This is a genomic window from Mycobacterium sp. SM1 (assembly GCF_018361265.1).
Classification (GTDB): Bacteria; Actinomycetota; Actinomycetes; order Mycobacteriales; family Mycobacteriaceae; genus Mycobacterium.
This window is the reverse complement of sequence record NZ_JAFLNH010000002.1, coordinates 492,911-505,321: the sequence shown is the minus strand read 5'-3', so window position 1 is coordinate 505,321 and position 12,411 is coordinate 492,911. Positions and strand designations below refer to the sequence as shown.

The window sequence follows — 12,411 nt, the reverse complement described above, 5'->3', positions numbered from 1 at the left end:
CCGATATAGCTGTGGCGGAAGTAGTCTAAAGTGATGGGTGTTCAACGAGCGAGCCGTGTGGTTGCAACGGTGGCAGCTGTCGCCGTCCTGCTCGGCACCGGGGTCGCCTGGAGCAAGATCCACTCCCTCGAAGACGGCATCTATCACATGTTCGCCCCCTCGCTGGGCCGTGGCGGCGACGACGGCGCGATCGACATCTTGCTGGTGGGCATGGACAGCCGCACCGACGCCCACGGCAACCCGCTGTCCGCCGAGGAGCTGGCCACGCTGCGCGCCGGCGACGACGTCGTCACCAACACCGACACCATCATCCTGATCCGCATCCCCAACAACGGGAAATCGGCCACCGCGATCTCGATTCCGCGCGACACCTACGTGGCGGCGCCGGGGCTGGGCAAGACCAAGATCAACGGGGTCTACGGGCAAGTCAGGGAGGAAAAGCGGGCCAGCCTCGTCAAGTCGGGGGTGGCGCCGGTGGAGGCCGAGGCGCGGGGCACGGAGGCCGGCCGGGAGGCCCTGATCGCAACGGTCGCCGACCTGACCGGGGTGACCGTCGACCACTACGCCGAGATCGGCCTGCTGGGCTTCGCGCTGATCACCGACGCCCTCGGCGGTGTCGATGTGTGCCTCAAAGAACCGGTGTACGAGCCATTTTCGGGCGCCGACTTTCCGGCCGGCTGGCAAAAGCTCAACGGCCCGCAGGCGTTGAGCTTTGTCCGCCAGCGCCACCAGCTGCCCCGCGGCGACCTGGATCGGGTGGTGCGCCAGCAAGCGGTGATGGCCGCACTCGCCCACCAGGTCATCTCCGGCAAGACGCTCTCGCATCCCGCCACGCTGAATCGGCTGCAGCAGGCCATTCAGCGCTCGGTGGTGATCTCCTCCGGGTGGGACATCATGGATTTCGTGCAACAGTTGCAGAAGCTGGCCGCCGGCAATATCGCCTTCGCCACCATTCCCGTGCTTGACGAGGCCGGCTGGAGCGACGACGGCATGCTCAGTGTGGTGCGGGTGGACCCCAACCAGGTTCGCGACTGGGTCGCCGGCCTGCTGCGTGCCCAGGATCAGGGCAAGACCGAGGAGGTGGCCTACACACCCAACAAAACCACCGCCGACGTGTTCAACGACACCGACATCAACGGACTGGCGGCTGCGGTGTCAGCGGTCTTGACCGCCAAAGGATTCACCGCGGGCACCGTCGCCAACAACGAAACCGGGCACGTGAGCGGCAGCCAGGTGCGGGCCGCTAAGGCCGATGATCTGGGCGCGCAGGCGGTCTCCAAAGACCTCGGCGGCTTGCCCGTCGTCGCCGATCCGTCGGTGCCGGCCGGCTCCGTCCGGGTGGTGCTCGCCAACGACTACACCGGCCCCGGCTCCGGCCTTGAGGGCACCGCCGCGGCGCGGTCCGCCGGGGCGTCGCGGCAGGATCCCGGCGACAACGGCGCTCCCCCGCCGTCGCCGATTCTGACCGCCGGCTCCGAGCACCCGGAGTGTGTGAGCTGACGACGCTCACCGAAGCGATCCTGGGTCCGATGCTGCGCGCCGACCCGGTGGGGCCGCGCATCACCTACTACGACGATGCTGCCGGCGAGCGCATCGAGCTGTCCGCGGCCACTTTGGCCAACTGGGCCGCCAAGACCGGCAACCTGGTGCGCGACGAACTGGGCGCCGGGCCGGGCTGCCGGGTCGCCGTGCTGCTACCGGCGCACTGGCAGACCGCGGCGGTGCTGTTCGGGATCTGGTGGGTCGGCGCCGAGGCCGTGCCCGGCGGGCCCGCCGATGTCGCGTTCTGCACCGTTGGGCGGGTGGCCGCCGCGGACGCGGCCGTCGACGGCCGCGGCGAGGTAGCGGTGCTCTCGCTGGATCCGTTCGGGCGGCCGGCGCCGGATCTGCCGGTGGGCGTCACCGACTACGCCACGGCGGTGCGGGTGCACGGCGACCGGATCATCCCCGAGCCCCATCCCGGCCCGGCGCTGGCCGGCCGCACGGTCGGCGAGGTCCTGGATGCCTGTGAAAGCTCGGCGGCTGCACGGGGGTTGACGTCTGCCGACCGTGTGCTCTCGACTCTGGCGTGGGACCAGCCCCGCGACTGGGTCGATGGTTTGCTGGCCATCCTGGCGGTCGGCGCGTCATTGGTGCAGGTCGCCAATCCCGATCCCGTGGCGCTGCCGCGCAGGATCGAGACCGAGAAGGTCACCCGGGTCCTGCGGTAGCCCCGCCGGCCCGGCGGGCGCGCCCCCCGGCGGTGCCGGTCACCGCCGCCCGGGAGGCTTGTGCGGGTGTGACGGCACGAACGACGGCCCCCCAAGCGGGCCCTGGCCGGATCCAGGCGAACCCCGGCGCCGGCGTGGCCGTCGATCCCGGTGCGGATCGCGCCGCTTTTCTTGCGGAAGCCGATGGAAGGCGTCAAGCGCATCCAGCTCGCGGCCCAGCAGATCGGCCAGCGCGCCGATCTGCGGAACGGCGCGGCGGCAACCGGTCAGGCCGAACGACATCTGACCGTTGACGCTGGTGCAGGTGATGTTGAGGGTCTGCCCGTCGACGGGCACCGACACCGGATAGAGCGCTTCCAGGCGGGCGCCGTTCCAAAACAGGGGTCCCGCGGGGCCGGGAACGTTGGAAATCATGACGTTCGGTGGGCGTGGCGTCCCGGGCGCGCGGCCGAGCACCATGGCGAGCGCGAGCGGGGCAGCGCCCAGCGCGCTCATCGCCAGCACCTGCAGCTGGCTTCGGCCCGCGAGCGCGGCCTTGCCCTCGCGCATGCTGGCCCGCACCGCCGCCAGCCGCTCGGCCGGATCGGCCAGGTGTGTCCCCAGCGCGCACATCAACGTCCCGATCTTGTTGCCGGGAACGTCACCCCTCGCCCCGACGTTCTCCGCGGCGCGCAGCGACACGGGCACCATCGCGACCAGCGGCACGGCCGGCAGCGCCTCGCGGGCAAGCAGATAGCGCCGCAGCGCCCCTGCGCACATCGCAAGCACGACGTCGTTGAGGGTGGCGTCGGCGTGCTTGGCCACCAGCCGCAGCCGCTCGATCGGGAAGGTGCAACCGGCAAAGGCCCGGGAGGTGCCCATGGCCACGTTCAGTGGGGTGCGGAGCAGTTGGCGGAATACTGAGTGATAGTGAGCGTATGAGCGTTCTAGTGAGTGTGCTGGTGGTGTGAACCTGACGGAGTGGGCGCGTGCTCAGGGTGTGCATCCGCAGACGGCGTACCGCTGGTTTCGGGAGGGCACGTTGCCGGTGCCGGCGGTGCGGGTGAATTCCCGCTCGGTGTTGGTGTCCCCGGACGCGCCTGGTGAGTCGGGAACCGCCGCGTTCGGGTTGTATGCGCGGGTGTCCTCCCATGATCAGAGGTCCGATTTGGACCGGCAGGTCGCTCGGCTGACTGGCTGGGCCGCGCAGGCCGGTGGCCAGGTGGTGCGGGTGGAGGCCGAAGTCGGCTCGGGGATGAACGGGTCGCGGGCCAAGGTGCGACGGTTGTTGGCTGATCCGAAGGTGACCGTGGTGGTGGTGGAGCATCGGGATCGGTTGGGTCGGATGAACACCGAGCTGGTCGAGTCCGCGCTTGCCGCGCACGCCCGGCGGCTGGTGGTGCTCGACGACGATGAGGTGACCGATGATCTGGTGCGCGACATGGTGGATGTGCTCACTTGGTTCTGCGCACGACTCTATGGTCGCCGAAGCGCTCGAAACCGCGCGTTAAAAGCGGTGGGCTGCGCGCAGCGCGACATCGGCCCCAAGGCTGTTGTCGGAGGCCGGGTGGATGATGCCGGTCATGGATGAGCTGCGGCGGGCGTTGCGGTCAAGGTCTGCGCGAAGGCGGCCGTCATGACCATCCTGCGCCAGATCGCTGCACCGTTTGTCGCCGACCCGGCGACGGGTGTGTGCATACGCACCCGGCTGAAAGGACTCACCGCCGCCGACGAAGACGTGCTGCGTCAGGTGGGTGCCCACTTGGGCGGGCTGGCCGGCGCTGATCTGGCGGCGCGGGTGCGCGCCGGTGTGGGCCACGGCAAGGACGCCTGGGCCGAGCGCAAACGCGGCCTGACCGTGGAGTCGACGGCGCGCTGGGCGGGCGCCATCACCAAAGCCACGCACGACCAGTGGGGGCTGGCGCGGCGCGCGCAATACGCGCACGCCCAATCCCTGCGCGACGGGATCGCGATGATCCGCCACCGGCTCGCCCAGGAGTTGGGATCAAAAGGCGTCGACGGTATGCCGGGCGGCTACCGCAGCCGCCAGGAGTGGTTCGCCAAATCACGGCGTCTGGCGGACCTGCAAGCACGGCTCGCGCGGGTGGAGGCTGACCGGGCAGCCGGTCATGTGAGCGTGGTGCGCGGCGGCAAACAGCTGTTGCGCAAACGCCACCACCTGGCCCAGGCCGGGCTCACCGAGGCGCGGTGGCGAGATCAGTGGCAAGCGGCCCGCTGGTTTTTGTCTGCTGATGGCGAGTCGGGTAAACGCTGGGGCAACGAAACCATCCGCGTCACCGGTGAGGGTGAGCTGTCGCTGCGCCTACCGGCTGCGTTGGCGCACTTGGCGAACGGCCCGCACGGCCGCTACGTCTTCTGCGGCAGGGTGGAGTTTGCGCATCGCGGCGCCGAATGGGCCCAGCGGGTGGCCGTCGACCGGGCGGTGGCTTACCGCATCCACTTCTGCCCCGATAAGCAGCGCTGGTATCTTGACGCTGCCTGGCGGCGCACGCCGGCACAGGCGGTCCCGCTGGAGTCGCTGCGCGCCGGGGAACTGGTCGGGGTGGACATGAACGCTGATCACCTCGCCGCTTGGCGCCTCGACCCTCACGGCAACCCGATCGGCTCCCCGCGCACGTTCGGCTATGACCTCTGCGGCGCCGCCGACCGCCGCGACGCCCAAGTCCGCCACGCCCTGACCCGGCTGCTGCATTGGGTCACCGACAACGCGATCACGGCGATCGCGGTCGAGGACCTCGACTTCACCGACAGCAAGACTCGCGAAAAGCACGGCCGCAAACACAGGTTCCGCCACGTCATCTCGGGCATGCCAACCGCCAAACTGCGCGCTCGACTACTCGCCATGGCAACCGGGGCAGGGATCAGCGTGATCGCCGTCGACCCCGCCTACACCAGCAAGTGGGGCGCCCAGCACTGGCACAAACCACTGGCCGCACACCATCCACAGACCACCCGCCACCACGCCGCGAGCGTGGCGATCGGACGGCGCGCCCTCGGACATCGGATCCGGCGACGCGTGGCACCGCCTCAACCACACCAGAGTGATGTGGCTGAGCATCGGACCACGCAGGCCGAATCTGGCGGCCGGGAGCGTGAGACAACCCGCCACCCCGGGCCGGGACCACGGACACGATCCGCTTGTCCGACCGGGGCGAAGAACGCGGGAAGTCAGGCGACCCAACACCGTTCGGGGCTGCCCACTGAGCAAAACTCAGTTTCGCTCAGTGTTTAGGAACGGTATGCGGCGCGGCCAGGCTCAGCGGGCCACCCCGGCCGCGCAGCGCCCGCCAGGCGGTGTCGGCCAGCGCGGGCACCATGCCGGCCAGCTCTTCGGCGGTCCCCACCATCCGGCGGGCGGCGCCCAGCGGACCGGCCCGGCCCCCGGCGGCAACTGATGATGGTGTCGGCTCGGCGAGTTCCCACATCGCGGGCATGCCGCGCCGATGCGGGTCGGCGCTGACGGCTCGCTGCAGCAGGCCCATCGCCGAGACGCCGTCGGCCATGGCGTGGTGGGTCTTGACGTACAGCGCGTAGCGCTGGTCGGGCAGGCCCTCGATCACGTGCAATTGCCACAACGGCCGGGAGCGGTCCAGCATCTCGGAATGAAGTTCTGCAACCAATTCCCACAACCCGGCCATGCCGGCGTTGCGCGGCAACGCGCTTAGCCGCACGTGGTAGGACAGGTCGGCGCTGGCATCGGTATGCCAATACCACTGCCCGAGCGAAGCAAGTGAGCGGCGCGGACGCCGTCGCCACAGCGGCGCCACCCGCTCGCGGGCCAACGCCGCGGCGAACATCTCCCACACGTAGCCGGTGTGACTGCCCTCGGGGCCGCTCAGCAACGCCAGCGCGCCGAGATGCATCGGCCGCTTCGGTGTCTCGGCGGCCAAAAACACCGCGTCGGCGGCCGACATGGGTAGCGGCATCGCACACACCCTTCCGGGCGGAAACCTTTTCAGTAGGCAAAACCGGTTACACGCGTCCGCTTTGACCCGCCACTGCGTGGGTTGCGACGCCGCCGGGGGTGCTGCTGTGCCCCCATGCCGGCGCCGGCGGGATCGCTGAGCTACCGGCTGCCGCAACGCTGCGGCCGCACACCCCGCCACATCCTGGACGGCTGGCCCACCCAGCCTAGCATTGGTCGTCCGCCCCGGTAAAACATATTGGTATAGCGATATATTTATGTTATCGTGGCGATCGGTGGTGTCGAACAACGCAGCACAGAGGAAGGCTAAACGATGGCAATGCACCGACTGTTTGCGAGAACGGCCACCCTGGCACTCAGCGGGGTGATCGGGGCGGCCGGCTATGAGGCGCTGCGCAAGGCCGCGGCCAAAGTTCCGTTACACCGGGCCGCGGTCACCGCGGCGGAATGGGGGTTGCGCGGCACCCGGCGGGCCGAGGAGGCGGCGGAGTCGGCCCGGCTGAAGCTGGCCGACGTGATGGCCGAAGCCCGGGACCGCATCGGCGAAGAGGTGCCGGCCCCGGCCGGAACCGACACCGAGCGGCACGAGCACTGACCCCCTGACATGACGATCTCGAACGATCCTGAGCTGCAGGTTATTTCGGACGCCGCTGGACGGATGCGGGTGCGGGTTGCGTGGGTGCACCGCGATTCTCGTCGTGCCGTGGCCGTGGAGGACACGGTGGCCAAGCAGCCCGGCGTGCGCGCGGCGCACGCCTATCCCCGTACCGGATCCGTGGTGGTGTGGTATTCGCCGAGACGCTGCGATCGCGCCGGGGTGCTCGCGGCACTCCGCGCGGCCGCCGATGTCCCCGTCAGCCTGATCGCGGTGCGCGCGCCGCATTCGGCGGAGATCGGCAGCGCCGACGTGCTGCGCATGGTCGCCGGTGGCGTGGCTTTGGCGCTGCTCGGTGTGCGCCGCTACGTGTTCGCGCGGCCACCGCTGTTGGGCCCGACCGGCCGGCTGGTGGCCACCGGCGTCACGGTGTTCACCGGCTATCCGTTCCTGCGCGGGGCCTTGCGCTCGATGCGCTCCGGCCGGGCGGGCACCGATGCGCTGGTGTCCGCGGCAACGGTGGCCAGCCTGGTGCTGCGCGAGAACGTGGTCGCGCTCACGGTGCTCTGGCTGCTCAATATCGGCGAGTACCTGCAAGACCTGACCCTGCGGCGCACCCGGCGGGCCATTTCGGAGCTGCTGCGCGGCAGCGCGGACACCGCGTGGATTCGCCTGGCCGGCGGCGGCGAAATCCAGGTGCCGATCGATTCGGTGCGGATCGGCGACGAGGTGGTGGTGCACGATCACGTGGCGATCCCGGTCGACGGAGAGGTGGTCGAGGGTGAGGCGGTTGTCGACCAGTCGGCGATCACCGGGGAAACCCTGCCCGTCAGCATCCTGCCCGGCGCGGCGGTTCACGCCGGTTCGGTGGTGGTGCGCGGCCGCCTGGTGGTGCGGGCCCGCGCCGTGGGCAGCCAAACCGCCATCGGCCGCATCATCACCCGCGTCGAAGAGGCCCAGCATGACCGGGCACCGATTCAAACCGTCGGCGAGAACTTCTCCCGGCGCTTCGTGCCCACCTCGTTCATCGTTTCCGTGCTCACCCTGGCGATCACCGGTGAGGTCCGGCGCGCGATGACGATGCTGCTCATCGCCTGCCCGTGCGCGGTGGGGCTGGCCACCCCGACCGCGATCAGCGCGGCGATCGGCAACGGCGCCCGCCGCGGGATCCTCATCAAGGGCGGGTCGCACCTCGAACAAGCCGGCCAGGTGGACGCCATCGTTTTCGACAAAACCGGCACCCTCACTGTCGGGCGGCCCGTGGTAACGAATATTATTGCCATGCATAAGGATTGGGAACCCGAGCAGGTGCTTGCCTACGCGGCCAGCTCGGAGATCCACTCGCGTCACCCGCTGGCCGAGGCGGTGATCCGCTCGACGGAGGAACGCCGCATCAGCATTCCGCCGCATGAGGAATGCGAGGTGCTGGTGGGCCTGGGCATGCGGACCTGGGCCGACGGCCGGACTTTGCTGCTGGGCAGCCCCTCGCTGTTGCGGGCCGAAAACGTCGAGGTGCCCACCCAAGCGGCCGAGTGGGTCCACAAGCTGCGACGCCAAGCGGAGACCCCGCTGTTGCTCGCCGTCGATGGCACGCTGGTCGGCTTGATCAGCCTGCGCGACGAAGTGCGACCTGAGGCCGTCGACGTCTTGAAGAAGTTGCGGGACAACGGCATCCGCCGAATCGTCATGCTCACCGGGGATCACCCTCAAATTGCCGAGGCGGTTGCCGGCGAACTGGGCATCGACGAGTGGCGCGCCGAGGTGCTGCCCGAGGACAAACTCGAAGTGGTACGCGCGTTGCAGGACGAGGGTCACGTCGTCGGAATGGTCGGCGACGGCATCAACGACGCGCCCGCGCTGGCGGCCGCCGACATCGGGATTGCCATGGGACTGGCCGGAACCGACGTCGCCGTCGAGACCGCCGATGTCGCGCTGGCCAACGACGATCTGCAGCGCCTGCTCGACGTGCGCGACCTGGGTGCCCGGGCCGTCGACGTGATCCGGCAGAACTATGCCATGTCCATCGCGGTCAACGCCGCCGGGCTGCTGATCGGCGCGGGTGGGGTCTTGTCACCGGTGGCGGCGGCGATCCTGCACAACGCCTCCTCGGTGGCGGTCGTGGCCAACAGCTCCCGGCTGATCCGTTACCGCCTCGACCACTAGTGGCGACCGCCGGCGCTGGAGGCGGGCTTATGCCGGCGGCCGGCCCGGCGATTCAGCAGCCGCAGCCTTCGCCCCGCCAGGATCGAATGCCCTGCCACACCGCGGCAGCGGCGATGGCCAGACCGATCACCGGGTCGCACCACCGGCCTCCCGGCCACCCGGCGGTGAGGAGAAGACCGACCAGAACCGCGGCAGCCTGGGCGCCGCACAGGTAGTTCTGGGTGGCCTCGCCGGCGGTGGCCAGCGAGCCCAGCCGCATCGCGAGGTTCCGTTTGGCCCGGCCGAGGACCGGCATCAGCAACAATGCGATGCCCGTGAGTGCGATACCGATCCGCGAGGTGTCGGCGTGGTGCCCGCCAAGCAGATCACGGACGGATTCGGCGGCGATGTAGGGTGCCGTCAGCCAAAACGACAGCGCGACACCGAGCTGGGCACGTCGTTCGGCGGTCGCCGACAAGGTGCGCACGCCGCTGAACCGCCAGATCACCATGGCGCTGGCCAGCGCCTCGGGTGCGCTGCCCAGCGCCCAGCCGGTCAGTGCGATAGACCCCACCGCCAGGCCCTGCCACAACCCCACCGCACCCTCGGTGAGCATTGCGGCCAGGCTCACCCAGGCCAGCCGCCGCGCCCACCGGGCCAGCCGGTGCCATGCCGCTTCCCGGCCCGGTGGTGCGGAGACGTCGTCGCAGCAGGCGCCGCCGACGTGGCTGGCGGGGTTCCCGACGGGGTGGGTCACCCCCGTGATGCTAGCGGCACCCCCGGTGGGCTTTCCGACGGCCACGCCGGACATCCGATTGCCTGCCCGCCCACCGATGGCACCGCAAGACTCCGCGTCTCGAAACGCGACACCCCGCTATCATCCGCTGCGGGCACACTGCGCGATGAGCGTTATTGGTGCGCGAGCGGGAAGGGATGGGTCACGGTGGCCGAGAGACTGCAGGGCAAGGTGGCGTTGATCACAGGTGCCGCCCGCGGGCAGGGCGCCGCGGAGGCCCGCTTGTTCGCCGCCGAGGGTGCCCGGCTAGTGATCGGCGATGTGCGCGAAGATGAGCTGTACGCGCTTCGCGACGAGTTGGCCCGCAGCAACCGCGAGGTCTATGCGATGCGCCTCGACGTCACCCTCGAGAGCGACTGGATGACCGCGGTCACGCAGGCCGAGAACCGCTACGGGCGGCTGGACGTCCTGGTTAATAACGCGGGAATCCTGAGCATGGCGGGGGTCGAAGACACCGACCTGGCGGTGTGGAACAAAGTCATCGCGGTCAACCAGACCGGTGTGTGGCTGGGCATGAAGACATGCGTGCCGGCAATGCGCCGGGCGGGGGGCGGCTCGATCATCAATATCTCATCGATTTACGGCCTCATCGGCAGCGGCGCCGCAACCGCATACCAGGGCACCAAGGGGGCCGTTCGCCTGCTGACCAAGACGGCCGCGGTCCAGTATGCCCCGGAGGGCATCCGGGTCAACTCCGTGCACCCCGGTGTCATCGCCACCGCGATGATCGACGAGGAGGTGCCGGCCGACGCGCTGCCACGGTTGATTCAGGCCACCCCGCTGGGCCGGGCCGGGCAACCCGAGGAGGTTGCCTACGGGGCCCTGTTCCTCGCCTCGGACGAGTCCTCCTTTGTCACCGGCTCCGAACTGGTCATCGACGGCGGTTACACCACCCAGTGAGGCGGTAGGGCCCAGTGAGGCGACGCGTTTCAGTAACGTTTCAGTAGAACGCATGGTCGATATCGATGCCGACGCTGTGCAACTTGCGGTACAGGCGGGAGCGCGAGATACCCAGGCGTTGCGCTGCCGCCTTCTTGTTGCCCCCGGTTTCGTGCAGCGCGGCCAGGATCGCATCGACCTCGGCGCGCTCAAAGCGGCTGACGGGACGGCGGGTCGCTGCGCGCAACAGCTCGGCTGGAACTTCGGCCAGCCGGATCGGACCCGGCTGCGGACGAGAGCTCAGGGTCTCGACGAGTTCGGCCAGCTGAGCGACGTTGCCCGGCCAGTACAGCCGCTGGAAGGCCTGCAGTACTTCGCCACTGAACTCGCGGCGCCGCCCGGTGCGCCGCGCCTGGCGCGCCATCAGCGCGGCGGCCAACGGCGGCAGGTCTTCGGGCCGGTCACGCAATGTCGGGACGTCCACCCGCACCGCCTCGAGAAACGTCGTTATCGGATCGCAGTCGCCGAGGCCGGTCGCGGTCGCGATGAACAGCCACCCGCCCGCAGGCAGGTCTTGCGCCAGCGCACGCAATCCGCGCACCAGGGCCGGTGCCAGCAAATCCACGCTGCGGACGACCAGGGTACCGTGCGGGGAGCCGGCGAGCTCCTGGCGCAGCTGCGACAACCACGGCGACGGACCCTTGACGGCCGCCGCGGCCCCGTCGGCCACAACCAGTGCGGCCCCGGGGTGCAGCGCCTCGTGCAGGGCCTTGGCCAAAGTGAACTTGCCCACCCCGGGCTCGCCCGCCAGGACCAGCGACCCGGTGCGGCGCGCAGCGTCGTAGGCAAGCCGGCAGCACCCACGCCAGACGGCACTGCGGCCGACCACACCGGGCAGCTCGTCGACGCCGTCACCGGCCTCCGGTGGCGGGCCCGGCGGCGGCGTCACCTCGCGGATCTCCAGCAAGGCACCGATCGGTGCGCCGGCGTCGCGGATCGCCCTGGCCCGTACCCGCAAACCCGTCTCACCGGGCAACGCGAGGTCGTGTTCGCCACCGGTGTCGTTCGCCATCAACCGGCCCGCCTGTTCCCACAGCACGGCATGTTCGGCTCCGGCGAGCAGGCGTGACGCCCGCGCGTTGGCAATCATGATCCGCTGGTTGATGGCGACCAGCGCCTGCGAGCTGGTGTGGCCGGCCTTGAGGAAATGCTGCAGCAACGCCTGCTCATCCATGCTGCGCTGGTGATACAGCCGCTCGCTGATGTCCCGGCTGGCTTGTTCCACCAAGGGGCGCAGCAAACCGTTGGTATCGCGCACGTGGCACGTCAAATCGATCACGCCCACCAGCCGCCGGGTGAGCGGATCGAGGATGGGCACACCGACGCAGGTCAGCTCGACCAGCCGCTCGGCGAAATGCTCGGGACCGACCACCTGAATCGCTCGCCCGATTTCCACCGCGGTGCCCAGGCCGTTGGTGCCGACGATGTCCTCGGCGTAGACGAAACCCTCGGCCGCGCACACCCGGTCCAGGTGGCGCATCAGGTCGCCCTGACCCACCCGGCGGGCCACGATGCGCCCGAGCGGATCGGAGAGGATGATCGCGGTGTTGGTGTCCGCCAGCAGGGTCGCCAGCCGGTCGACAACGGGAACCGCGGCGCGCAGCAGCGGGCTCTGCGCGTCAAACTCGGGTCGGTATGGCAGCGCAAACCGGGCCGGATCAGCCCCGAGCATCCGGGACCGCCGCCAGGAGGTCAGGATCTCGTCGCGAACGCTCTGGCTGATCGGCTCTCCGTTGATAAACCGGACTTTCGCGTTCTCCACCGCGGTGTGCCTGGTTGATGCCCGTGCACCCGCCACCTGCAG

The 12,411-nt window shown here is 69.7% G+C and carries 10 protein-coding genes and 1 pseudogene; 7 read left to right on the top strand and 4 right to left on the bottom strand.

Features of this window, described 5'->3' with window-relative positions:
• Window positions 1-33: 33 nt before the first annotated feature.
• Window positions 34-1,500, top strand: a complete 1,467-nt coding sequence (locus tag MSM1_RS12035) for an LCP family protein (protein WP_213442439.1) — start codon at window positions 34-36, stop codon at window positions 1,498-1,500.
• A gap of 29 nt (window positions 1,501-1,529) precedes the next feature.
• Complete coding sequence (locus tag MSM1_RS12030; protein ID WP_236056210.1) at window positions 1,530-2,210, top strand: TIGR03089 family protein; 681 nt, start codon at window positions 1,530-1,532, stop codon at window positions 2,208-2,210.
• A gap of 195 nt (window positions 2,211-2,405) precedes the next feature.
• On the opposite strand, the pseudogene MSM1_RS12025 reads toward MSM1_RS12030, so the two are convergent.
• Window positions 2,406-3,089, bottom strand: a pseudogene (locus tag MSM1_RS12025) (WS/DGAT domain-containing protein); the annotation flags it as partial.
• Between the two features lie 67 nt (window positions 3,090-3,156).
• Here MSM1_RS12025 and MSM1_RS12020 point away from each other — a divergent pair.
• A complete protein-coding gene (locus tag MSM1_RS12020) occupies window positions 3,157-3,780 on the top strand; it encodes an IS607 family transposase (protein WP_213442433.1) in 624 nt (207 codons plus the stop codon).
• Between the two features lie 45 nt (window positions 3,781-3,825).
• The gene (locus tag MSM1_RS12015; protein WP_213442431.1) at window positions 3,826-5,442 is read left to right on the top strand and encodes an IS200/IS605 family accessory protein TnpB-related protein; all 1,617 of its coding nucleotides are present in this window, start codon (window positions 3,826-3,828) and stop codon (window positions 5,440-5,442) included.
• On the opposite strand, the gene MSM1_RS12010 is transcribed toward MSM1_RS12015, so the two are convergent.
• Window positions 5,432-6,136 (bottom strand): wax ester/triacylglycerol synthase domain-containing protein, encoded by a 705-nt coding sequence (locus tag MSM1_RS12010; protein ID WP_213442429.1) that lies wholly within the window; start codon window positions 6,134-6,136, stop codon window positions 5,432-5,434. The two genes, MSM1_RS12015 and MSM1_RS12010, sit on opposite strands and share 11 nt — an antisense overlap.
• Before the next feature lie 318 nt (window positions 6,137-6,454).
• On the opposite strand from MSM1_RS12010, the gene MSM1_RS12005 reads away from it, so the two are divergent.
• Both MSM1_RS12005 and ctpC read left to right on the top strand, forming a co-directional pair.
• Complete coding sequence (locus MSM1_RS12005) at window positions 6,455-6,730, top strand: DUF1490 family protein (RefSeq protein ID WP_374101720.1); 276 nt, start codon at window positions 6,455-6,457, stop codon at window positions 6,728-6,730.
• Between the two features lie 9 nt (window positions 6,731-6,739).
• On the top strand, window positions 6,740-8,893 hold the full coding sequence (gene ctpC, locus MSM1_RS12000; protein WP_213442425.1) for a manganese-exporting P-type ATPase CtpC: 2,154 nt from the start codon (window positions 6,740-6,742) through the stop codon (window positions 8,891-8,893).
• Window positions 8,894-8,945: 52 nt separating this feature from the next.
• Here ctpC and MSM1_RS11995 read toward each other — a convergent pair whose 3' ends face one another.
• Entirely contained in the window at window positions 8,946-9,629 is a 684-nt protein-coding gene (locus tag MSM1_RS11995) for a cation transporter (protein ID WP_374101710.1), read from the bottom strand.
• A gap of 186 nt (window positions 9,630-9,815) precedes the next feature.
• Between MSM1_RS11995 and MSM1_RS11990 the strand changes: the two genes are divergently transcribed.
• Window positions 9,816-10,568, top strand: a complete 753-nt coding sequence (locus MSM1_RS11990) for a glucose 1-dehydrogenase (RefSeq protein ID WP_213442421.1) — start codon at window positions 9,816-9,818, stop codon at window positions 10,566-10,568.
• A gap of 40 nt (window positions 10,569-10,608) precedes the next feature.
• On the opposite strand, the gene MSM1_RS22710 is transcribed toward MSM1_RS11990, so the two are convergent.
• Window positions 10,609-12,405 carry a helix-turn-helix domain-containing protein gene (locus MSM1_RS22710; protein WP_213442419.1) on the bottom strand — a complete coding sequence of 599 codons (1,797 nt, stop codon included), beginning with the start codon at window positions 12,403-12,405 and terminating at the stop codon, window positions 10,609-10,611.
• Between the last annotated feature and the right edge of the window lie 6 nt (window positions 12,406-12,411).

What these genes read in the sequence shown, in the direction of transcription:
- MSM1_RS12015 (WP_213442431.1), top strand. Translation starts at nt 3,826, where the DNA reads ATGACCATCCTGCGCCAGATCGCTGCACCGTTTGTCGCCGACCCGGCG.
- MSM1_RS12005 (WP_374101720.1), top strand. Translation starts at nt 6,455, where the DNA reads ATGCACCGACTGTTTGCGAGAACGGCCACCCTGGCACTCAGCGGGGTG.
- ctpC (WP_213442425.1), top strand. Translation starts at nt 6,740, where the DNA reads ATGACGATCTCGAACGATCCTGAGCTGCAGGTTATTTCGGACGCCGCT.
- MSM1_RS12035 (WP_213442439.1), top strand. Translation starts at nt 34, where the DNA reads ATGGGTGTTCAACGAGCGAGCCGTGTGGTTGCAACGGTGGCAGCTGTC.
- MSM1_RS12010 (WP_213442429.1), bottom strand. Translation starts at nt 6,136, where the DNA reads ATGCCGCTACCCATGTCGGCCGCCGACGCGGTGTTTTTGGCCGCCGAG.
- MSM1_RS12030 (WP_236056210.1), top strand. Translation starts at nt 1,530, where the DNA reads ATGCTGCGCGCCGACCCGGTGGGGCCGCGCATCACCTACTACGACGAT.